Here is a 23,232-nt window from a genome sequence, read left to right on the forward strand (position 1 = left end):
GCCGCCTCAGCTTCCGGCCACACCCGCTGCACGGGCCCGGGCCGCGTGCAGCTTCTTGTAGCTCTCGACCAGCCGCAGGTGCTTGTCCAGGCCTTCCAGCTGCATGTTGGTCGGGGTCAGGCCGTGGAAGCGCACGGTGCCCTCCACCGAGCCGACCACCGCGTCCATGGTGTCATCACCGAACATGCGGCGGAAATTGACAATGTAATCGTCCAGCTCCAGCTCGTCGTCGAGGGTCACCTCCAGGACTGCCTGCATGGCCTGGTAGAACAGGCCCCGCTCGACGGTGTTGTCGTTGAACTGCAGGAACATCTCGACGAACTCCAGCGCTTCCTCGTGCCAGCCCAGGGCCAGGCAGATCAACAGTTTCAGCTCGAGGATGGTCAGCTGTCCCCAGACGGTGTTCTCGTCAAACTCCACGCCGATCAGGGTGATGATGGTCATGTAGTTGTCGAGCTGGCTGGCTTCCAGCCGCTCCGCCAGGTCCGCCAGCTGCTCGTCGCTCAGGGCGTGCAGGTTGAGGATGTCCTCGCGGTAGTCCAGGGCCATGTTGGTGTTGTCCCAGATCAGATCCTCCACCGGGTACACCTCGGAATAGCCCGGCACCAGGATGCGGCAGGTGGGCGCACCGAGATCCTCGTGCACGGCCACGTACACTTCCTTGCCCAGGTCCGCGAGGATGCCGAACAGCAGATCGGCCTCTTCTTCGTTGGTGCCGGAGAAATTCCAGTCACTGAACGGGTAATCGGACTTCGCGCTGAAGAAGCGCCAGGACACCACACCGGTGGAATCGATGAAGTGCTCCACGTAGTTGTTGGGCTCGGACACCGCCTTGCTGTTGAACGTGGGTGGCGGCACGTCGTTCAGGCCTTCGAAGCTGCGGCCCTGCATCAGTTCGGTCAGACTGCGCTCCAGCGCCACGTGGAAGCTCGGGTGCGCCCCGAAGGAGGCGAACACACCGCCGGTCTTCGGGTTCATCAGGGTCACGCACATGACCGGGAACCGGCCACCGAGGGAGGCATCCTTCACCAGCACCGGGAAGCCCTGGGCTTCCAGGGCCTCGATGCCCTCCACAATCTCCGGATAACGCGCCAGCACCTCCTTGGGGACATCCGGCAGGGCAATCTCTTCCTCGATGATCTGCTTCTTCACCGCCCGCTCGAAAATCTCCGACAGGCACTGCACCTTGGCCTCGGCCAGGGTGTTACCGGCGCTCATGCCGTTGCTGAGGAACAGGTTCTCCACCAGGTTCGAGGGGAAGTACACCACTTCACCGTCAGACTGGCGTACGTACGGCAGCGCGCAGATACCCCGATCGACCCGGCCGGAGTTGGTGTCGATGAGGTTGGAGCCGCCCAGCTCACCCTCCGGGTTGTAGATGGCCAGGCAATGGTCGTCGAGGATACCCTCAGGCAGCTCGTCGTCCGGGCCCGGCTGGAACCATTTCTCGTCCGGGTAGTGCACGAATTCGGCGTTGGCGATCTCCTCGCCGAAGAACTGGTCGTTGTAGAAGAAGTTGCAGTTCAGCCGCTCGATGAACTCACCCAGCGCCGAACACAGGGCGCTCTCCTTGGTGGCGCCCTTGCCGTTGGTAAAGCACATGGGCGAGGCCGCGTCGCGGATGTGCAGGGACCACACGTGGGGCACGATGTTGCGCCAGGAGGCAATCTCGATCTTCATGCCCAGCTCGCGCAGGATGCCGGTCATCCGGGCAATGGTCTGTTCCAGCGGCGCGTCCTTGCCTTCGATGAAGGTGTGGTGCTCGCTGTCCGGCTCCACCATCAGCAGCGCCTGGGCGTCTTCGTCCAGGTTTTCCACCGTCTCGATCTCGAAATCGGGGCCGGTCTGCACCACCTTTTTCACCGTACAGCGGTCAATCGAACGCAGGATACCCTGGCGATCTTTCTCCGACAGATCCTCGGGCAGCTCCACCTGGATCTTGAAGATCTGGTTGTAACGGTTCTCCGGATCAACGATGTTGTTCTGGGACAGCCGGATATTATCGGTGGGAATGTTGCGCGCCAGGCAGTACACCCGCACGAAATAGGCCGCACACAGGGCCGAGGACGCCAGGAAGTAGTCGAAAGGACTCGGCGCCGAGCCATCGCCTTTGTAGCGGATGGGCTGATCGGTGACGACGGAAAAGTCGTCAAACTTGGCTTCAAGGCGGAGGTTTTCGAGAAAATTGACTTTGATTTCCATAGCGGGAGCACCAGGCTTGGAGAATTTCGGCGAGCCGTCAGGCTGAAATCCGTTATTATCCAGTTTTTGCAAGGCCCCGTCTCTCCGTAATACTGCGACGGACCGGAGCCGACCCATCTTTTCATCGCACCCTTCGAAAATACGGTGCGGCATCAACCAACGAGGAGAAAACACTATGATCGGCTACGTCACCATCGGTGTCAGTGACATGGAACGGGCCAAGGCCTTCTACAGCGACCTGCTGGGTGATCTGGGCGCGAAGGTGCTGGTGGATATGGGCCGCATCGCCTTCATCGGCAAGAGCATGCGTGAACCCACACTGGCGGTGTGCACCCCGTTCAATGAAGAGCCCAACCACCCGGGCAACGGCAATATGCTGGCCATCCACCCCGGCTCCAAAGAAGCCGTGGATGCCCACTACAAGAAGGCCATCGAACTGGGCGCCACCTGTGACGGCGAGCCGGGCCAGAGAATTCCGGGGCAGTTCTACGGCGCTTACGTGAAAGACCCGGACGGCAACAAGCTGGCGTTTTTCTACTTCGGGTAAGCCGCCCGCTCAACACGCAGTGCAGGCCTGGCCGAGGGAGGCCGCCTGCATCGCGTGCCGATCTTCAAGACTCAAGTTTCTCCGGTTCCTTCTGGTCAGGTTCGGTCGTCTCCGGCTCATCCGGCTCAAGGGCGTCGAGATTCAGCTGGTTGTCGTAGGCCGCCTGCAGGCCGGTCTCTTCCTCCACTTCTTCATCCGGTTCATAGTCCAGATAGCGCGGGTAAAACGGCGACAGCAAAGCCACGAGAATCCCGATTGACGAAAACATGGCGAACGCATCGGCATACCCGAATTCGTTCACCAGCATACCGAGCAGGGGCGAGCCAGTGGCCTGACCCAGCGAGACCGCCATGAAAGGCAGCACGGGCCCCATCGACAGACGGCCCGGCAGCAGACGAATGCCGGTCATCAGATACAGCCCCGTCAGACTCATATAGGCGAGACCGAAGACCAGCGCGGAGAATCCCGCGATTGCCAGCCGGTCCGGACTGGCGGCAAGCAAGGCCAGGCTCACGGAGAGCATCATCAGCATCAGGGCTTGGGTGATGGGCGGGTTGTTGCGATCGGCCAGGTCGGCTACCACCGCCCCCCCGAGACCGGCAACCCCGACCGCCAGCCAGAGCCAGCCGGTGGCATCGGATTCCAGGGCGCCCAGGGTGACCACCAGATCGGGCGCGAAGATCCAGTACGCGGCAGAAACAAAGCCCATCATGAAGGCGAACAGGGAGAGCCGGAGCAGGCGCCACCATTGCTGGGCGCTGATGGGTGGCAACGTTGCCACACTTGCCGGAGTGACCCGCGACACCGAAGGCAGGAAAAACCAGGCCGCAACCACCCCGATGGCAGCGAGGACCGCAAAGGAGAAATAGGCGTAACGCCACGCCCCGACCAGAAACAGGACCGTCGGCACAGCGACAATAACGCCGATGCTGGTCCCTGCGTTCATGACCGCGCTGACACGCCCGTGCAGCGAACGTTTCACCAGCGCCTGCATGGCAGCGGACAACGCCGGCATCATCAAACCGGTACAGATACCGCAGGCAATCACACCGATACCCAGCGAAACAGCCCCCGAAGCCTGACTGATGACGGCCAGCCCCACCGTACCGAAACCACCGGACAGCACGGCCGTGTTACGGGCCCCCAGACGGTCGGCCGCCAGAGGAGCGACCATGGTCGCCAGCAGGAAACTGATGAGCGGCAGCGCACCAATGATACCGATCACGTAGGGCGATAATTCCAGCTCGGCCCGGATAGGGGGCACGAACAGCCCGAAGGCAAAGCGCGCAAGCCCGTAGCTGATCGCAATCAGCGCCGCACCGAGAAGTGCAAACGTCGTGCTCGAAGGAAACTTCATGCCGCCTCCGCTCATTCCAGCCACGTAAATGGATCTATGGATGGGTAGCTGGCGATTCAAACCCTATCATGAGATCCCGGATGATTGTCAGCGTAGACGGCAACCATGCCATCAGCCAGATTAACCCTGGTTCACCAGCGCCTCAATATCGGCAAGAATCCCGGGCGCATCGGTAAGCCGGGCCAGCCAGCTCAGGGGGATCCCGCGCTCACCGCCGACACCGTGAAGTGCGGCCATGACCGGGCCGATGACCCAGGCCCGCCCGCAGGAGTCACCGCCGCAAAGGATATTGGCGCGAACGGCCTCCGTGTAACTGCCGGCATGGCTGAGGATGTGGAAAATCACCGGCATGGCTTCGTGCAGATAGCAGGTGCGCCCAAACCTTTCCCCGGCCGCCGGTCCATCGAGGGCAGAGCCCGAGCAGGCTCGTTTCAGACTTTCCGGATCCGGCGCCTCCGGAACTGCCGCCGCCGTGGAGTCGGACAGAGCGTCGCCCCGGAATACCCCGTCCATGAGCCTCGCGGCACAACGGGCCCAGGCAACAGCCTCATCGTTGTGATTGGTCACCCGTACAGCCGCCTCGACAAGCGCCATCAGATCCCCCTGCCCCAAGTGACTGGCAACCAGTGGTGACAGCTTGGACACTGCCGGGAGTTGCAGGTCATCGGCACCACTCTCCGATTTCAGGTGACGGTCGATGGTTTCGGCCAGATGAACACCGGCGTCCTGGATTGCCTTCTCCTTGTAGGAAAGGTCAATGGCCTTGCGAACCGGCTCCGCCAGTTGCTCGCCGCTGAGGTGGCGGGTATAGGGCAACACTTTCTGAACCAGTACCCGCTTCTGCTTGTCGGTCAGTTCAGCCGTGGTCGTCGCCCAGGCTTGCTCAATGGCGTTTTTCTCGATGGCCGTCAGGTTATCCAGCGTGATCCGGGTCGGATTGTCGATGAAGCCCTGCCATTGCCCGCCCGGGCCAAAAAAGACGCGGAAACGCCGCTGGTAATCCCGGATGTCCAGCCTCCCGTCACCGGCCAGCAGGCTTTCTGTCAGAACCCCGGTGGCGGCGCCGTAGTGGCTGACATCGCCAACCTGCTTGCCCTCATGGGCAAAATACCCGAACCCTTTCCGGAAATAGTCGGCCCGCGGCGGCAGAAACTCCGGCGTTGTCCCGCCAACCTCCTCGATGCGATCGCTGTCGTACAGCCAATGCAGGCCCAGGCTGGCGGCATCCGCAACCCAGCCTCCGGCAAGGGCGTTGATGAGACGTGAGCGGTCTGTGGGCTTCGCTTCCTGGTTCATAGGCGTGGCTCCGGATTGGTTTCAGCTGAAAGCGGTCAGGCAGAGCCTACGGCATGAACTCATCCCCGGACTACCCTATAAAAGGGTAGACGATGCCAGGTCTAGCGCTTTCTTAAACTTATGGATTCAGGAGCGTCCCATGCAGCCCCGCCACATTGCCTGGAGTGTTTGCTTGATACCCGTCGTCGCAGCTCACGGGTCGTTTTTGTTCGGGTTGTGGGAAGGTGTGGCAAACGAATGCGTGCCGTATCTTGAGGGGTGCACGTCAATCAGTCGTGCGGCTCGTGAAGGGAATGCGATCTTTCTGTTTCGTGGCCTGATGATGCCAGTGGCGGCGCTGCTGGTATTATTCTGGTACCTGCAAAGCGTCTGGTTACGACAAGTCACCCGGGAACCCCATCCCTGGACCTTTGTTTCCGGGGCGATTGGTGCTGTATTCCTGATCCTCTACGTGGACTTCCTCGGCACAGAAGGAGACCTCTACCAGTTCCTGCGCCGATACGGCACGACGCTCTATTTCGCGTTAACGATCCTGGCCCAGATGTTCAGTATTCGAAGCCTTCAACAAAAGGCCGGCACACTGGACACGAAAATCCGTCGATACCTGAACCTGCAGTTCCTCCTGATGCTGCTCTATTGGTGCCTGGGCCTCGCCAACGTTGTCATCAAAGCCACCGGCGTGAGCTGGGCCGATGAGGCGGAAAACGTCATCGAATGGCACTTTGCCCTGTACATGTCCCTCTACTTCGCATTGAACGCCATGATGTGGAAGCGAAGCAGGTTTGAATGGCGATTTGGTGTTGAGCGAGGCTGACCAAGGCCTCGGCTCCGGAGATCTGGACCAGTAAAACCGGCGCTCCTTCAGTCAAATCAGGTGGAATCAATATGCCCTATCTCAGTTTCTGGAAGACCCGCGGATCAATCGCGGCCGCTCCAAGCATGCCACCCGAAAGAGCTCCAGCGATTCCCGGGATCAGAACGTCCTGGCCTGCCAGAAACAGACCGGGAATAGGGGTGCGAGCGTTGAGCGCGTCGGACAACATGCGGCGGGGGGTGGTTTCGACACCGTAAAACCCACCTTTATCGTGGCCCGTGAATGATATGGTGGCAAGTGGCGTGCCCAGTTCGTGAAACACAATCAAAGGCGCCAGCGCCGGGAATTTATCGGCGAAGAATGCCAGCATTCTGGCCTCGATCTTCTCCTTGAATGCACGCCATTCCGCCGGCCGTTCCGCAGCGCCGCCGTTTGCAAATTCGTCGACGGCCGACCAGTCAGACAGAACCAACATTTGACCGGTGTGTCGGTTCGCAGGGCCGGGATCGTGCGCGGGATCTTTCAGTGAGGGGAAGGACACAAACGACATCGGGATCGATTCGTCTGCAGCTGCGGACCAGATTCCGACATTGGGGTCCCACGTTTCATGGAACCAGTGATTGGCTCGCGTCGCGCCGTGTTTGGCGATGTCTCCCTCAAAACCGAGATACACTTCAAAGTGACAGACTGACGGCTTGAACGTGGCGATCTCGCGAGCCCAGTCCTGTGGGGGAATTTCTTCCGGCAGAAGCCGTTTCACAGTCTCACGTGCTCCAACCGCCGAGACTATTCTGGGCGCGTTGATTTCTTCACCGGATTTGGTTCGTATGCCCACAGCATGGCCGTCTTCGAGCAGAATCTTGCTGACCGGTGTCCCCGCCCGAACGGTGCCTCCGGCAGCTTCGATTACCGAAACGAGCCCCTTGGCGATAGAGGCGGCCCCGCCTACCGGGTAGGCGGCCCCTTCGAGATAGTGGCCCATGATGGTTGCGTGAACCGCGAAACTGGCTTCTGCCGGTTTTCCACCATAATCGCCCCACTGAGCCGACAATACGGCAGCGAGCTTCGGATTGCTGATGAGCTCCTCGATGACCTCACCGGTCGTGCGACTGCACCAGCGCTGGATCTTCCTGTTATTCCACCAGTGGTGGGCAGAACGGAATGGCTCCGGCATCGCTCGCTCGGCAGCCACCATGTGTCCGGCTTCCTCTGCCGATAGCAACGCCTCGAAGTAGGCATCTATTTCACCAACATGATCGGGGAAACGGTCCTTAAGCTCCATCTTGAAAGCTGCAGCCGGGCGCCCGACGGGTATCTCGAAACGATCCGGGAAATGCAGCGTGTCATAGACGGTACCGACCGAGCGAAACTCGATGGTGCCGCCACTGAGCCAGTCCAGAATGCGGCCCGCAGTTTGGTCATGGCCGAATGTACCGCAATAGTGCAGGCCAACATCCCAGGAGAAACCATCGCGAGTGAAGGAGTGAGTCAGACCACCAATCGCCTGCGCTTGCTCAAGCAGCAGGACTTTATGATCCAACCGGGAAAGCGCCGCGGCCGTCGTCATTCCGCCCATGCCGGACCCGATGACAATGACATCGAATCCGCTGGTTGACTGATTTGCTCTCATTTGACGGCCTCTCCGTATGCCATTCGTGTGACTGTGGATAAGAGCCGCAGCAAATCTGATTTCAGGCCGACCAACCACTCCTGGCGGAAAGCAGAGGCTTTGGCATCCGGTGCATAACGAGGTCAGCGCCAGGGTTCTCCTGGCTCGCTCTTGGGCAATTGGATTTCAGCGCCCTGCTATACATTTTAGTCCCTGGATAAAAAGGCACATAGCTGAGGTAAGAAACGTCCAAGGCAACTAAAATCGCTATCGCGAAACTGAACCAGAAGGAAGTGCAGAACCGATTTGAGCAACTTGTGATTCAACATTTTGATGGTTGCTCAATCTGGCAGTCCCTCGAATTTTGGCACCTCTCCCAACTCCCCATCCCAAGCAGCTTTGCTGGATGAAAAGATGTGCGCCGTTGGCAACATCGTGATGTCAGTATCCAAACACCCGGCAGGAACGACGAGCAAACCTGCGATCTGAGTGCTTGGCAATGCGGAACCACACAACTGACAAAAGCTCTTGCTATGACGAGTACCCGGAAGCGTAAAGGAAGTCACGGCATCTTCACCCGATTGCCAGGTCAATTCAGCCGACTGCGAAAATAGATTTGCCGCGTGAGCAGAACCCGTATCTTTTTGGCAATGCCGGCAGTGACACAGGTAAAAGCTGTCGAAATCGCCTTGTACTTCAAATCTCACGGTGCCGCACAGGCACGAACCGAAATGAGTAGCCATCAGAATCCTTTCCACAACCCATAATGAAATACACGCCCCAGTGGGCAACAAAATGACGCGCCCGTTTAGAAATTCTTATCGGCGCGCAGTGGCAGGCCAACCTGAGAGGCCACCATACTTCCGAACTCCATTGCTTCCGATCTACCTGCCTTTGTCCGTGGGTATTGCCCTAAAAACATATTGATTTCAAAGCCTTCGGCATGGTCACTTGAACTGTTCTTTCCCACCAGGTTCACATCGTAAAAGTGCCGCGTAGAATCGCCGCCACCGCCGCCGGCCAGTCCCGATTTGTATTCTGAATTCTCAATGACGCAAATATACTTGAAAAACCGCAACGGAATTTCCTCCCTGGACTGGAAGAACAGCCACCGCTTGCGCTTTATCACCATTCCGGCCTCTGTATCTATAAATCTTTCTGATCTGGCGAAGAACGTAACTGCCCCCAATATTACTAATACAACACCAATAGCTGATAAAAAATAATTATTACTCTTCATCCCTGGTAACAGAAATCCCAACAGGCCCAGGCCGAACGGGAACATCGAGATCAGTTTCGGGAAAACATGTTTTGCTGGTTGATAGATTTTCATCTCTGGATTTCTGACGCCTGGTCTATGCTGCCGATCTGGAGCGGAAGTCCACCGCCTACTGCGGCGGTTGGTTATATTTTGCCGGCTTTGGCTTGAGGCTCTGGCCCGGCACGCAACACCAAATAAAGCAGCGGACCTGCAGATACAAACACCGCTGTCAGAGCGAAAAACGGGATCAGATAGCCCAACCCTTTGCTGCGGCTCTTGGCGTCCCTGTACATCCAAACACAGGCCAGCGAGGCGAGAATGTAGAGATCTATGACAACCTGTGCGGTATCGGGGCTGGACATAAGCTGGACACCAAAGGCCAGAAGCGACTGCTCAGCGCCCGCCATTACCCAGAAGGTGAAGCCCATGAACAGGCAGAGGATGACTAGGGGAAATATCGATACTCTCATGATCTTCCTTGATTGAGGTTTGAGAAATATAACGTCCTTGTGAAGATTTTGACCTGATGCAAAAGCTCAGAATCTTCAGATTGCGACTCTAAGGGGAGTTCCGTGCCTCGGCAACGCCCCCTTTTCACAGGCTGCATGGAACTGGGTTACAGGCTAAAGTATCCTTTTTGGGGCGCTGCTGCCGTAGGTTTACAGGAAAGCCCATGTCTATTCAGCTTGATTTTCGCACCCTCAGCCTGACATTGATGCTTTTCAGCCTGGTGTTCGGTTTTGGTATGTTTGCTTATTCCAGAGCGCATCCCAAGTTCTCCGGTATAAAAACCATCGGTGTTGGATATTTTCTGATTGGTGGTGGCTGTGTGCTGCTCGGCCTGCGTCATTTTATTCACGATTTTGCGTCCATAGTGCTTTCCAACACCGTGATCATTATGGGTGTGGTGCTGATCTACAGAGGACTGTTTAGTTTTCTCGGTATCTCTCTGCGTTTTGAGCGTTGGCTGAGCCCGACACTGGTGGTGTTGCTTGCAGCTGTACTGTATTTCTATACCTTTCATATTCCAGATGTAAACCTGCGTATACAGGCTTTCTCTATCGCCTTTGCAGTCGCCTGCTTTATTGGTGCCAGCGGGTTGCTGCAACATCGTGAAATCCACAACCGTATGGTCGCCAAAATGCTTATCGGCATGTTTTTGCTGGTGGGCGCCTTCTTTATTTTCCGTTTGCTTTGGTCGTTTTTTGAAATACCGCCTGATGATTTCATGAAAGCAGGGTTGCTTAGTGCGTTGGCGGTTATCGCCGGGGAATTTTTGGTTATTTTATCATCGTTTTCCACTATATGGATGGCTTCCGATGAGCTGCAGGATGAACTCTCAGAGATGGCCCGGGTTGACCCCTTAACGGGGATCTACAACAGGCGGGCATTCGACGAATGCTGTGATATTGAGTTCAGCCGCGCGCAGCGTTCGGGTACCTCTTTCGCCATTATCATGTGCGACCTGGATCACTTTAAAAGAGTGAATGATGAGCACGGCCATCATATAGGTGATGAAGTGTTGAGGCGCTTTGCGGCTATTCTCAAAGACAGAATACGACAGCATGATGTGGTGGCGCGTTTTGGTGGCGAAGAGTTTGTCTTACTGTTGCCTGACAACAATACCGAGCAGGGGTTACAGGTTGCGGAGCAACTCAGAGCAATAACGGCAGCCACTCAGATTACCATTGATGGTGATATCAGTCTGACTCTTTCAGCCAGTTTCGGGGTGGCTCATTACTGTGCTGGTGACAGTGACTGGAGTGCGGTGCTGCACCGTGCTGATAATGCACTTTACGCTGCCAAAAAAGAGGGGCGTAACCGAGTTGTCGATCTGGCAACAGCGGCCGGTTATACGTGAATCGCCTCCGGGATCTGAGCCAATAGGTCAGTAACCCCGATATCCACACCCGCCTGAGATAACAAGGTTGAAACCTGCCCTCGGTGATGAGTCTGATGATTAAAGAAATGAAGCATCAGGCTCGAATATCGCTTATTGGCGAGAATCCCTTTGGTGTTGCGGTAGCTGAGGGTGAAATCCAGATCGTCCTCAGACAGCTGGGTTATCCAGTTGACAACCTGCCGATCTAGCCAGATTTGCTGCTTTGATAAGCTCCCGATATCGTCAAAGAGTACCTGATCCAGACTTGTCGGATTTTGAAGATCAGTGACCTCTCGCAACGAGTTCAAACAGGACGGGTGGGTAGCAAAACGTTTGAGCCAGATCGTATCTCCAACGAGGATGTGGTTCAGAGTTCCCAGGATGGAGCCAAAAAAGGCCCCGCGGTCTTTCGCCAGATCTGTCGCAGAAAGCTGTCCCGCAGCCTCATAAACCTTCGAGTTCATCCACTGATTGTAAGTGGCTAGCAATTCAAAGTGATATTTCAGGCTCATCGAAGTTCCATCTCATGTATAAAGCCGAGCACAGCGGCGCGTCTCACACGTCCGCCTTCCATGACTTGTTATATTTTGCTGACTTCGGCTTCAGGTCCTCGCCCACCACACAGCACCCAATATAGCAGCGGCCCAGCAGATACAAACACCGCTGTTACGACGAAGAATGGGATGAGATAGCCCAAACCTTTAACACAGCTTTTGGCGTCCTCGTACATCCAAACACAAGTCAACGCGGCCACAATGTAGAGATCAATGACGACCTGAGCGGTGTCTGGGCTGGACATTAGCTGGGCACCGAAAGCCAGAAGCGACTGTTCTGCGCCTGCCATAACCCAAAAGGTGAAGCCCAGGAATAGGCAGAGAACGATTAGGGGTAATGTCGATATTCTCATGATCTTCCTTGATTGAGGTTTAAGAAATATAACACTCAGCACAGGGGCGCCCTGACAAGGGCGGCCGCGTCCTGGTGCGACAGATTTAATGCCGGTTACCCGGCCATGCATTCTGGCACCCAAGCCGAATACCAACCCCCGATACTGTACTAGTACAACCCAGGGCGCCAGGGCCCAGAACACTGAATGGGCGGAAATTGCCCGCTGGAAGCGTCGGATGGCCCCGCGAACGGAACACTGAATTACTGATCAACACCACGGGCGGCGTTCTGGCTGCCGGCAACCGCCGAAGCGCCGGTCAAACACCCAACCTAAAAGCACTGAAGCAAGACTTTTAACGTCGCCAACACACGCAGCTTTGTAGTGGAGGCGCAGCCGCAACGGAAAAGCTTTCAGGTGTCTCGGGTATCGGGGGCCTGCCAGTTGAACCATTGGGGGCAGGTCAGGGATGTGCTGACGATGTAATTACAAAAAAGCGCCTGGTGTCACCAGGCGCGGCAATCTCTCTTATAGCGTCAGGGAAAGATGGCTTTCGAAGTGCTCTTGAGGAACTTATTTTACCCCAACTGTGAAAGCGCCCTGATCAGCTAGAACACCCAAGAGCTCAGCGAGATTGCCTCCATTGTTAATATAATTGAGCGTTTGACCTCCACTCGAAGAGATGGATTTCTGGGAGAGAAGAATCTCGCCACTTGGTCCCGTTGCCCATGATCCATTAGGGGGCTCCATTCCAAAGGCCGCTGAACTGCAGTGGAAGTCGAAAGCATCAACTCGTTCCAGAAACCCTCGACTACTCATACAAGTTGACGCTGCCCACCCAATCACCTCCGTTTTGTTAGTGGCCGCAACAACCTCGTTCCCATGGCGAACCCTATAATTCCCTTCTATGTTTCGGGATTGCTGGTGGGACACCCCATAAGCAAAAAGACCCGAACGTAGATCAAGGTAGTGAATGGTTGCGATTCTATTCCCACCATCTTGGGCATAGTCACCAGCCTCAATACCAAACTCTCCAAACCTTGTCATATGGGCAAATTTCGGAGATCCCTCACAATTTGTATAAGAACTGCTATAGCAAATAATGTTTAGCTCGGAATTGGGAATCACCGACTGTCCATTTACTTCCAACCATTTGTCAGCGGAGAGCCTCAGTTCCACCTCTCCAGTCTTATTGAAGTCAACGGCCAACAGAGCTGATTCCATTGAACTTGCAGAGGTATCAGCACTAAATGCTGCCCCTAAAACCCCTGGCGTGGCAGCCCCTAGGTCCAGAGACAGTCTATTAACATCGCTGATATACACCTCAAAATCATTACCCCAACTTGTGATCGTTGTTTTTACCCACCGAACCGACTTCGCTATTTTGCCTGCCCCATCAAAGAACCAACCCCCGCTGATTTCTCCATTTATAGGCTGGCTTGCAATTTCACGCCATCCATCAGGATAGGTAACAGAGTCGTACAATGCAGACGAAGTTGAGGGGGTATTTGGGCGAACGTAAAGTGTATCGGTGACTGAATCATTTACTACCGCCACCAACCATTCATCACCAACTCCGTCGGCCACTATCGCAGCGCCATGCACATTCCCCGGGGCAACAGAAAACAACTTGCCGCCCTGATAGATCTCGCTGGAGAATCCCGCCTCCCCAAAATATCTGGAGGAAGGTCCACTCCAGCTTAGAATTTTCGTGGGAGTATCACCCACGTAATGGCCCTTCCAATCAATGTTTCCGAAGGCTGCATTCTCAGTTGCTGTTGCATTCCAACTGCCATCATGGGTCAAAAACATTGCACCAGATGAGGTCCGGGCAACCAATCCATGATCAGCCTTTTCCTTGAGCTCATAGGTCTTAGCCTGAACAGTTTGGCCTTTGGTGCCTATGGCTTGAATCGAGAGGAAAACCCGCTCATCGGGCAAACCAGATACCGTTACCTTTCGCTGAGTGCGCCCGAACTCCGCAAATTTCTCCCAAGCAGGATTTTCATGATTATTCTCTTTCTGTTGTGCCAGCACCGGGTCATGGGTGAGATAAGCATCAAATCGCGCAATATATGGTTCATCGGCAGGCTCAACTGACCACTCGATTTCAGCGACTGTAGGATCTTCAGAATCGCGAAATGCCTCCACTATCTCCGGAGGTGAGATCTTTTTGGGCACCACATCCACGTCGATCCGTCGAAAGGGCGTCGCCGAATCATAAGCGCTTCCCACTTGTGAAATCTGGACAAGATTCTTATAAGTTCGGATTTCACTGGATCCCTGATTGTTGAAGCTCATTGATAGCGTTTGGGTTTCCCCCGGCGGAATCTCACCACCGTCGGGGTAGACCGTCAGGTAGCTGTCGTTCTGATAGTCTGCTCGCCAAGTTAGTGACTGCCCACCAACATTTTCGATGGACACTGTGCGGGCAATAGTTGAACTGTCGCCTTCTTCGATGATCTCCGATATGCCAGTCCCGTTTACCAACATGGATGCGGGCGCCGGACCGCAGGTATTGAGCTTGTCTTCAAAGATCTTGGCTTCTTTTAAACCAATATTGACCCGCAAATCCGCTGGTGAGATTCCAACTACCTCAAAAAACTTCTCGCCGCCCGTAGCTTTCCACTCCAAGACACTGCCCAGTCCTGCATAGATGCCATAGACAAGCGATTCATTACACTCCGATTCAATGTCGTATGAGGCACGTATTTCCGAATAAGCCTCGAAATTAATCGCCGGCCCCATCAGATCGTAGATCTGTACAGTGGGCTCCGCCGCGGCATACATTCGAAACCGTGCCTCACCTTCAAGGAATGGCTTTGCAGGGCTCCAATCACTGCCGGAACCGCTCGAGTATTCCCAGCCGGCACCTTTGGAATAGTAAACGCCGGCAAATACCGAGGAGCTCATGGTAGATTCCAGTCCCATCTGCCCCGTGACTTCGCCATTGCCCCCTATATAAACATCGACGTAGGGGTTCAAGTACACAGGCACAAAACCAATTAAAAAGGCGGTTCGCGAAAAATATATCCGGCCAAGTAATTCCCTTATAACGTCATTGCCGTTCGCATCCTTTGGCGTCTTGACCGATCCCTCGACTTTGAGCGCAATGTTCGCTTCATTACTGATTGACGGAGAAACCTTGAAGAACTGTAGTCCTTCGTAAAACTCGAAGGACGCACTCACATCCAGCTCAAAGGTCACATCAATGCTGCCCGAGAGTTCGACCAGCCTCTCATTAACCTCCCAGACATTGTTGAAAGGGTTGAGCGATTTACTATCCGCCTCAGCAGGCTCGACCGCCAGTCTGATCACAGAGGAATCATTGCTGGGCTGAACCAATAACTTATAAGGTTTGATCCTGAGTGACTGAGAGGCTTGGGAGACCAGAGAGCTGGGATACTCTATCGACTCGATGTCATCCGCCGAAAACACCTTGCTGAAAGTTCCCGTCCCTTTTTCGATCACATCCGTGAGCTTGGCTTGCGCATAGCCGAACTCCACTGAGTCAGGGTAATTGATTACGTCCAGAATACTGACGAGGAGCGCTTTTCCATTGACAATGAGTGAGGCCTTGTCGCCCGCGGAAAGGTTCATCAAGCGGCTTTTCAAGGTCGGATCGGAAGGCAGATCTACTGTAATTCGGTCAGCTGTGACCTCGCCGGTAAGCCCCTCGCCTAGGCCAACAAAATTCGCTGCAATCGAGACTTCGGTGTAACCGAAGTTAATTTCCACGACACGGTCACGCTTAAAACTGCTCAGTTCACAGCGAGTGCCATCGACACTAACGCTGTCGCAGCCATCCCATCCCAGTATCTGACTGTCCGAGTCCGGGTAGGCGGTCAGGTAATAACTGTTCGAGCGACTCTTGGCTACGTGAAAGCGGCTTTTAATTCGCGACGGGTCGTAAACCCGTTCGCCATTTTCATCCAGCACGTAGCCGGCGCCGAAACCGACCACCGTGATGCCGGCATATTGGGAGATTGATTCATCCTGCGCCAGAGAAACACTGCCACCAACGAGGTTTTTGATTTCAGTGTCAACCTCATCAGCGGGCGTGCCCGAGAGCACTTGAGTCACGTAGGTTTGCGAGTCGCAACAGAGGATTGAGAAATCTAACGCCAGGCTATCGTTGTGCTGCGGATCATTTGGATTGAAGTCGAGCACATCCCGGTAGTTTACCGAACCGTCATCATTGAGGTCCTCAGATAGGAACAGGCCGGCAAGGTTGTCCAGATACCGGAGCGAGTCCGTCCGTTCGGATCGTTGCACATACCGTTTCGAGATGCGCCATACCAGATCGGTCAAGGGGCTGACATGGATGCCGTTGCGGACCGCTTCGGCAGAGGCTACAGCGAAGACTTTTGCGTTTTCAGAAACCGACAGTGACTGGCCGCTAATATCGGTGCCACCACCTACCCTCACGACAACCAGCTCCTCGGACGACAGTGCACTGAGGTCGACTTTCCATTGACTCGCACCCAGGCTACCAGAACCGTCACTTACAGTTGTTTCGCCATAAATTGCAGTACTGGAGAGGTTGGTAATCGTTACATCGCCGCCAACATTCTTCAGAAAGTAAGCGTGGCTGGTTCCGGGAGGCGTATCTGGGCCGCCTGATGAATAATCGCGACAGCCAAGGAGGGTCAAGAATACGGCGAACAGTACGAAAAACTTCAGAGATAATCGTATGGGCATAATCAGTCCTTTAATGTACAACAAAAACATTTCCATATTGAGCCAGCACCGTAACACAATTTAATGCGAACGAACGATGAACAACTTACAACCGCCATAACTCAGTGAAACGAAAACATAGACTCGTAAGAAGAGGCAGCTCACAGGGCATTGAGAACATCTTCTACCCGGAAGGGATCATGGCGTTCCTATACGCCTATCCCTATGTCGAGAAGATACCGGTGACCATCACCGGGGGAAGTGCAGAACGAACTGGAATGATTGGTTAGGCATGTTGGTCTATTTCTAGCCTGGCTACGACTTCCGCAATCAAAATTTCGAACGCTGCCTTATATGGTTCGATTTGGTTTTTAGTCGGGATGTGCTCTGATTTTCTGATCGTCATGTGCGTATGGAGATCAGCAATGGGTCGTGCTTCATCCTCCAGCCGGCCTAGGACCGATTTCAAGCTGCGACCTGACTGGGCAACCACCTCTTTAAACGATTTTACTTCAAATATCGGTGGCACATGGTTCATAACGGCGCGGAGTAAAAGTACAGACGTAATGTAGTTACCTCTGGCATATGCATCGTTCAGCTCTTCACACATTTTGACGAGCTTGATGGCATCAAATTTACCTTTCGGGGCGGCTTTCAGGCCCATCAATAAGTCGGCATTCAAAAATGCGGAATTGCTTGCGACGATGTCTCCGTAGTTCGGTTCTTTGCTCGCTTCCCACAACGCGTCGATCACAACGTATAGCTCACTTCGTAAATCGTGGGCGTGTGCAATATAAGGCGGTACATCCAAATCTAATGAAGCGACAAGATCGGCAAGGTCAGGATCGCCAATACGTTTTACGGCTCCGACGAAACGACGGGCGATATCCCGAAATCCGGCGCTATAGGCATATTGGAGATCTGGATCATCACTCGGACTGCATTGGCCGAGTGGAAATTGTTCGATCTCATCCCCGAGTTTGGTAGCTAAATCGAGTGCAGTCGTCACGAATTACTCCATACTGCCTAACGCCCGACTCACGCGCCGGTTTGGAGCCGCGAAGCGGCGGAAAATCGGTCGCGGTGCACCCGATTGTTAACGTTTCTCCGGTACAAAATACGGAAAAGCCAACCCTGGGTTGAGTTCAGAGAAGATATCATCCAACCGATAAGGATCTTCCTCCCAAGCAATCCCGCCCCAAGACAACGCTCCTTGTTCCAGAGCTATCGCCATAGTTTTCATGTAACGCGTTAGATTTAAGTAAGCGATATGAGGCTCGTCCTCGATGAAATGGAACACTACTGGGCTTGCTATCTTGCGGTCTTCATCGCACTTTACGCCATACCATTCGCCCTCGAACTCAAAAACTGGAACCCAATCAGGCTCCCAGAGCGACCATTCTTGGGTTGTTAATTCGCGGTACTCTGCTAAAGCTTCCTCAACTGAAAGGAAACGGTGATACCAGATAAAATTTGAAGTGCTTTCTCCGTTGTGCCACTTCCATATTTCCAACAACTCCTGCGGAATCTTACATTGGAGCTCCCTCTCCAGCTGAGCAATATCCTCTGGTTTAGCTCCTTGATTCAGTTGTATTCCCGTTTCGTTGCCCTGATGATGCCCTTCGATCGTTTCAAGGGCCGCTCTAAGTTCGGCTATATCCGCTGCATCCGAGGCATTCTTCAAATCGACTTCACCTATGAGTGAGTAAGAGTTGTCAGCAGGGTTGCATGCCATCAGTAATAGCCCGAAGAGGATTATGCCGAGAAGTCTAATCATGATCGTTAACGCTGAGGTAACCGGCGCCAGAGCGCCAGCGAAGGGAACCAAAAGCGGCACGCTTTTGGCGTCCGGTTGACTGCCTTGTTAAGGCTCAGGGTCAATTCCGAATTCTTTGGCAAACTCTGGATCGATCCAAGCCGATTTGACTTTGCCTCGTTCTAATTCCACTTCCGATGGCGCAACACAGCAATCGACAAATTCCTCCATCGATTCGGCAATGATTGAAGCCTGCCCTGTTTCATGATCCCAAAAGGAGACTCCTGCTGCCGACTTGAGGAAAAAATTGCCGCACTCATCTTCTGCAATCAAATCTGCTTTGGGAACATCATCAGGGTATGGCCCGCTGGCTTTTCGAAGCACACCATATTCAGTGCCATCCGTTGCTTTAAATACCTTCCCGTAGATCTGATTCAAGATTCTTTTGCCTTAACGCTGAGCACAGCGGCGCCACGTCAGTGGCGTCCGGCGGCCATCGGCCGCGTACTGATGCGCCTTGTTAATTTGATGCACCTTCGTCAACTCCGAAAGCCTGCCTTACAGGTTGGGTGAAGAAATATACGGTAATCGCTACCGGAATTATGACTGAGGTGATGAAAGAGATCTGAAACTCTTGATCGGGCGCCACACCTAAACCCCAAAGCATGACATCAGATAAGTTGTTGAGTCCGAGGAGAGCAACAAGAATTAAGAATACCCAGTAGGCCCATTTCTTGAGGGCTATAACCGCGAATGATGTTAAGAAAGCAATTACGGAAAAAGCCAACAGAGCAATGGACAACCCCGAAAAATTGCCACTCATCAACACACTTACAAAGCTAGCACCTGATGAAATCATCAACCAAATTGCAGCGAGTGCTACACCACCCGGGCGCTTCGAGTCGATATCTTTCTGGTTAGATACTTCCCGTGCTTCCATGTTGGGTTCTACTCCTTTAGAAATTAACGCCAGCCATAAGCGGCGCCCTGAAAAGGGCGTCCGGTGGAGGGCCTTCGGCCCGGAACAACCTTAATGGCCTTGTTAGATTTTATATGCATACCCCGTACATCCTGCACCAAAGCCATAAGCTAAAATAAGCAATAGCAACAAGCATTAATGGGCTATAAACCAACAACACTAGGCCACGTGGTCTGATTCCCATTGGCAGTTGCCATAAGGCAACGATGCCCCCTAGTGTGGAAACTACTGAAAGAACATGAAGATCGAGCTCAGTCCCTGATGCAGTAGTTGCTACTGATAATAAAATCACTATCAGTGGAGGTAATGTGGTAGCACCTATAATGCTAGCGGCTATACGCATTTCTGTCCGATGACAATCTAACGCCCGCGTTACGGGCTGGTTTGTAGCGCCAGTGAAAAACCAGTCCCGGTACACGCGCTTGTTAAAAGTTGACTACTTCAGCCTGCCATTGGTGGCCAGTAATCGGAGAACGAGATTTTCACCGATCTCCGCGTATTGTTCTTTGGACAATGACATAGAATCTAGATCACCGGACGGATATGCATTGCACGTATACAGCGCCATCTTGCTCCAAGTCGTTGGTTCCGCGGACGCATCAGTCTCAATATCGTCGAACGTGAGTCTCGCCTTCTCACCATCCCTCTCGATGTATGCGGCTACCCCTTTCATGCTACGGACTCCTTCAAGACTTTTAACGCTGGCGTAACGGGCCGGTTTGTGGAGCGGCAGCGGAACAAAGCGGTCCCGTTGACGCATTTGTTATAACATTCATTCTACAATTTTCTTCTGCTTTTGATATTCCTGCTTAAGGCAGCCAAATAAATTATCGACAAGATTATAGAGCTGGTTATTAATATTACTAAATTCAGACTTTTTCTCTGAGAGGTACCGCTTAAGGCTCTCAGTACGAACATATTTATAAGCTTTAACTGTCTTCTCATCATCAATGTGCTCGAAGTCATTAAGATAAAATAATTCAAACTTTTTGAGCTCTCTATCTAACAAGGAATGACGGTGAATCAGTGTATGCCTTGCTTGCTCATGTTCTTTAAGGTACCGAGAAATTGCTTTTATCGCCTTATGAACGTCGGGACGGTGCTGTACCTTGTAGTTACTGACTATAATCCCATGATTGACTTTTTCTTCATTGATACATAAATGAAAAACAGCATTTACAAGTTGAAGGACTCGATCATGTACAGATTTTATGCGAATTAGGTAATTTTCAATGTTGTATATCAGATGATCCGCCCGAGAAGCATTCTTCTTCGAGTAATCGAAATTCGACAACAGGTCGATTGCTAAGTCCAGCTGTTTACACCAAGAAACTGTGTTTACCAAATAAAAGCCGACCTTTTGGACGTAATATTGGTACTCAGATAATTCAAGATCCTCAGGCAGTTCGGTTGCCAATCTATCGATTTCAATATCAGAAAAAGCTTCTTTTCCGTCTTCGATAACAGATAAAAAGAAATCAGTTTCTTCCAATTTTTGAAAATTACCCATGACTTTCCTGAGTTATAACGCCCGGCACAGCGGAAACCGTAGTGTAGTGGCTTTGTGCAACAATGGGCGAAGCCCATACACAAAGCCGCGAAGCGGAGGTTTTCCGACTGCTGCCGATTGTTATGCATACCTCGACGTCTTTAAGTTGAGTGAATTATTCTGGTTTATAAAAATAAGGTTCATATATGGCTCTATCTACCTTATATGGTCCTTCCATATCCTCAGGAAGTAATTCAGGATGCTCTTTCCAGAGAGGTTGAAGAACTTCCAGAAATAACTCACCCATTACTTTACCAATTCGTTGTCGATACTTTTCAAAGTTTTCTTTACTGTCATGGTCCATTACGAAACGTACACTTTGGTCCAACTTTCCAGACACTTGCATTAACAATATGCTTAATTTCTCAGCATCGTCTTTATTCATGATTTTAATCCATTCGAAATGCATAACAGCCAATTATACGAACGCGTTCGTATATCACCCGTTCGTAAAACTCCATTTAAAAGCACTCAGGAACAGCTCCCGATTTTCCGTAAAAACAAAACCTTATGAGCCTTCCATCACGGCTACGCCGGAGTTATACGCCCACCTCTGAGTCACCCCTGCTCATAGCCAAGGGCGTATAACTCCGCCCGTGCTTTTTCCTCTTTTCAACACTATCAGATAGATACAGGGATTTCTCATGCAACTTTCGGAGTTTTGCGAACGCGTTCGTATAACTCCGGCTCTCACTGGTCTGCGCGCTGCAGGGCGCGGCCAAGGTTGTAGAAATAATCCCGGAAGGCGTGATTGATGCGGTCACGGTGCTCACCCTGTGGATAAAGCCCAAGTTTTGCCTCTTCGGACTCGCGGGTGCCCTGGACCAGGAACGCATTTTTGCAGTCGGCATCCTGCACGAAGGCTTCGAAAGCACGGGCGCAGAGTTCTTCGGGCTGGCTGTAATAGTGCACGCCGGCGGCCTTGTCGGCCTTGGCAGACTGACGGAACAGGTCACTTGGCTCATCGCCGGTGTCGTTTAGCAGCACCGCCCGATAACAGGCTTGCAGGCGGTCGTTCAGCGGGTGGGCGATGGCATCCTCACGGGTAAGCCAGAGTTTGGAGGCGAACTCGCCTTTGCCGGGGCCTGTGAATATCTTGTCGGCGATGTAGTGGTCGAAGGCGTGGAACCACTCGTGGGCGATGCTGCCCGGGCCGGCGTTCTTGGCCAACGCCAAGCTGCGGGTGGCGGGGCTGTAGTGGGCGGAGACGCCGGGCCAGCCACCGATGCCATACTGCAGCGCCAGGGTGCCGCGCAGGGAGATGAGGGTTTCGGTGCCGCCGAGGATGGTCATCAGGTCGCACAGGGCGTCGTAGAAGAGTCCGGCGCTGCGCTGCTTTTCCGGTTCGGTCACCCAGCGCCCGATCTCGACAATGCGGAACTGGAAACGGCGGCGAACGTCCAGGAAGGTGACGGCAGTATCGCCCCGGTGATCGGGGCCTCGGCGGTAGAAGGTTCTTGGCATGGGCCAATCATAGGGAGACAATCGCCCTGAATCTACCGAACAAGGAATCCATGATGACCCAACTGCCCCAGCTGTCCGACGCCCTGCTCACCCTGGAAAACCGCGTCGCGGTGCTGACCCTGAACCGGCACGACCTGCGCAACGCCCTTACCGGTTCCGACCTGATCGATGACATTGTCACCACGGCGGAATGGGTCAACCACTGTGAGGACGTCTCGGTGCTGGTGATTACAGGAGCCGGCTCGGCCTTCAGCGCCGGGGGCAATATCCGGGATATGGCCAACCGCAGCGGCGATTTCGCGGGCGATCCGGCGGAGTGCGCCGAGCGGTATCGCAAGGGTATCCAGCGGATTCCGCTGGCGATGCAGGCGGTGGAGGTGCCGGTGATCGCGGCGGTGAACGGGCCGGCCATCGGCGCGGGGTTTGATCTGGCCAACATGGCGGATATCCGCATTGCCGCGGAATCGGCCAAATTCGGTGAAACCTTCCTGAACCTGGGGATCATTCCCGGCGACGGCGGCGCCTGGTTCATGCAGCGGCTGATCGGTTACCAGCGAGCCTTCGAGCTCACGCTGACCGGCCGGATTGTGGATGCCACCGAGGCGAAGGAGCTGGGCCTCGTTCTGGATGTGGTGCCGGCCGATGAGCTCATGCCGGCCACCATGAAGATGGCGAGCAAGATGGCCAGCCAGCCGCCCAAAGCCACCCGCCTGACCAAGCGCCTGATGAAGATGGCCCAGCGCACGGAGCTGAAGGACTTCCTGGACATCTGCGCCTGTTTCCAGGGCATGAGCCACAACGAGCCGGAACACCTGGACGCGGTGAACCGGATGCTGGAGGCCATGGCCAAACGCTGATTTGACACATTCGGCTACATGAAATGACGACCAGGCCCGTGTCGCCACGCGATGGGGGCGGTAGACTGAACCGTGCGGGAACACAAAAACGAT

The 23,232-nt window shown here is 54.0% G+C and carries 21 protein-coding genes; 4 read left to right on the forward strand and 17 right to left on the reverse strand.

What is annotated here, in order from left to right; translation table 11 throughout:
* Positions 1-6: 6 nt before the first annotated feature.
* Positions 7-2,202: an OsmC domain/YcaO domain-containing protein gene (locus tag MD273_RS10755; RefSeq protein WP_239037795.1), complete on the reverse strand. Its 2,196-nt coding sequence runs from the start codon at positions 2,200-2,202 to the stop codon at positions 7-9.
* 175 nt (positions 2,203-2,377) lie between these two features.
* Here MD273_RS10755 and MD273_RS10760 point away from each other — a divergent pair, with 175 nt between their 5' ends.
* Positions 2,378-2,749, forward strand: coding sequence for a VOC family protein (locus tag MD273_RS10760; RefSeq protein WP_239037796.1), 372 nt, complete (start codon positions 2,378-2,380; stop codon positions 2,747-2,749).
* A 64-nt stretch (positions 2,750-2,813) separates the two neighbouring features.
* Here MD273_RS10760 and MD273_RS10765 read toward each other — a convergent pair whose 3' ends face one another.
* Entirely contained in the window at positions 2,814-4,106 is a 1,293-nt protein-coding gene (locus MD273_RS10765) for an MFS transporter (protein ID WP_239037797.1), read from the reverse strand.
* A gap of 120 nt (positions 4,107-4,226) precedes the next feature.
* The gene (locus MD273_RS10770; RefSeq protein WP_239037798.1) at positions 4,227-5,402 is read right to left on the reverse strand and encodes an ADP-ribosylglycohydrolase family protein; all 1,176 of its coding nucleotides are present in this window, start codon (positions 5,400-5,402) and stop codon (positions 4,227-4,229) included.
* A gap of 139 nt (positions 5,403-5,541) precedes the next feature.
* Here MD273_RS10770 and MD273_RS10775 point away from each other — a divergent pair, with 139 nt between their 5' ends.
* On the forward strand, positions 5,542-6,216 hold the full coding sequence (locus MD273_RS10775; protein WP_239037799.1) for a hypothetical protein: 675 nt from the start codon (positions 5,542-5,544) through the stop codon (positions 6,214-6,216).
* Positions 6,217-6,292: 76 nt separating this feature from the next.
* Here the strand turns inward: MD273_RS10775 and MD273_RS10780 are convergent, their stop codons facing one another.
* The 4 genes from MD273_RS10780 to MD273_RS10795 form a co-directional block, all read right to left on the reverse strand.
* Positions 6,293-7,846, reverse strand: a complete 1,554-nt coding sequence (locus tag MD273_RS10780) for a phytoene desaturase family protein (protein WP_239037800.1) — start codon at positions 7,844-7,846, stop codon at positions 6,293-6,295.
* Between the two features lie 320 nt (positions 7,847-8,166).
* Positions 8,167-8,568 carry a GFA family protein gene (locus MD273_RS10785; RefSeq protein ID WP_239037801.1) on the reverse strand — a complete coding sequence of 134 codons (402 nt, stop codon included), beginning with the start codon at positions 8,566-8,568 and terminating at the stop codon, positions 8,167-8,169.
* A 65-nt stretch (positions 8,569-8,633) separates the two neighbouring features.
* Complete coding sequence (locus tag MD273_RS10790; RefSeq protein ID WP_239037802.1) at positions 8,634-9,158, reverse strand: hypothetical protein; 525 nt, start codon at positions 9,156-9,158, stop codon at positions 8,634-8,636.
* Between the two features lie 71 nt (positions 9,159-9,229).
* Positions 9,230-9,556, reverse strand: coding sequence for a DUF2834 domain-containing protein (locus MD273_RS10795; protein ID WP_239037803.1), 327 nt, complete (start codon positions 9,554-9,556; stop codon positions 9,230-9,232).
* Positions 9,557-9,759: 203 nt separating this feature from the next.
* On the opposite strand from MD273_RS10795, the gene MD273_RS10800 reads away from it, so the two are divergent.
* Positions 9,760-10,947, forward strand: coding sequence for a GGDEF domain-containing protein (locus MD273_RS10800; protein ID WP_239037804.1), 1,188 nt, complete (start codon positions 9,760-9,762; stop codon positions 10,945-10,947).
* Here MD273_RS10800 and MD273_RS10805 read toward each other — a convergent pair.
* From MD273_RS10805 to MD273_RS10850, 10 genes are all read right to left on the reverse strand, one after another.
* Positions 10,938-11,480 (reverse strand): DinB family protein, encoded by a 543-nt coding sequence (locus MD273_RS10805; RefSeq protein WP_239037805.1) that lies wholly within the window; start codon positions 11,478-11,480, stop codon positions 10,938-10,940. The genes MD273_RS10800 and MD273_RS10805 overlap by 10 nt on opposite strands.
* Before the next feature lie 68 nt (positions 11,481-11,548).
* Positions 11,549-11,875, reverse strand: a complete 327-nt coding sequence (locus tag MD273_RS10810) for a DUF2834 domain-containing protein (protein ID WP_239037806.1) — start codon at positions 11,873-11,875, stop codon at positions 11,549-11,551.
* 552 nt (positions 11,876-12,427) lie between these two features.
* Positions 12,428-16,591, reverse strand: a complete 4,164-nt coding sequence (locus MD273_RS10815; RefSeq protein WP_239037807.1) for a hypothetical protein — start codon at positions 16,589-16,591, stop codon at positions 12,428-12,430.
* A 229-nt stretch (positions 16,592-16,820) separates the two neighbouring features.
* Complete coding sequence (locus MD273_RS10820; protein WP_239037808.1) at positions 16,821-17,543, reverse strand: hypothetical protein; 723 nt, start codon at positions 17,541-17,543, stop codon at positions 16,821-16,823.
* 87 nt (positions 17,544-17,630) lie between these two features.
* Entirely contained in the window at positions 17,631-18,371 is a 741-nt protein-coding gene (locus MD273_RS10825; RefSeq protein WP_239037809.1) for an SMI1/KNR4 family protein, read from the reverse strand.
* Between the two features lie 27 nt (positions 18,372-18,398).
* Positions 18,399-18,728 carry an SMI1/KNR4 family protein gene (locus MD273_RS10830; RefSeq protein ID WP_239037810.1) on the reverse strand — a complete coding sequence of 110 codons (330 nt, stop codon included), beginning with the start codon at positions 18,726-18,728 and terminating at the stop codon, positions 18,399-18,401.
* Positions 18,729-18,810: 82 nt separating this feature from the next.
* On the reverse strand, positions 18,811-19,230 hold the full coding sequence (locus tag MD273_RS10835) for a hypothetical protein (protein ID WP_239037811.1): 420 nt from the start codon (positions 19,228-19,230) through the stop codon (positions 18,811-18,813).
* 811 nt (positions 19,231-20,041) lie between these two features.
* Positions 20,042-20,779 (reverse strand): Cthe_2314 family HEPN domain-containing protein, encoded by a 738-nt coding sequence (locus tag MD273_RS10840; protein WP_239037812.1) that lies wholly within the window; start codon positions 20,777-20,779, stop codon positions 20,042-20,044.
* A 154-nt stretch (positions 20,780-20,933) separates the two neighbouring features.
* Positions 20,934-21,203, reverse strand: coding sequence for a hypothetical protein (locus MD273_RS10845; protein WP_239037813.1), 270 nt, complete (start codon positions 21,201-21,203; stop codon positions 20,934-20,936).
* Positions 21,204-21,508: 305 nt separating this feature from the next.
* Entirely contained in the window at positions 21,509-22,282 is a 774-nt protein-coding gene (locus MD273_RS10850; protein ID WP_239037814.1) for a CLCA_X family protein, read from the reverse strand.
* A gap of 53 nt (positions 22,283-22,335) precedes the next feature.
* Between MD273_RS10850 and MD273_RS10855 the strand changes: the two genes are divergently transcribed.
* Complete coding sequence (locus tag MD273_RS10855) at positions 22,336-23,139, forward strand: enoyl-CoA hydratase-related protein (protein WP_239037815.1); 804 nt, start codon at positions 22,336-22,338, stop codon at positions 23,137-23,139.
* The last annotated feature ends 93 nt before the right edge of the window (positions 23,140-23,232 follow it).

It is taken from the genome of Marinobacter sp. C7, assembly GCF_022343555.1.
Classification (GTDB): Bacteria; Pseudomonadota; Gammaproteobacteria; order Pseudomonadales; family Oleiphilaceae; genus Marinobacter.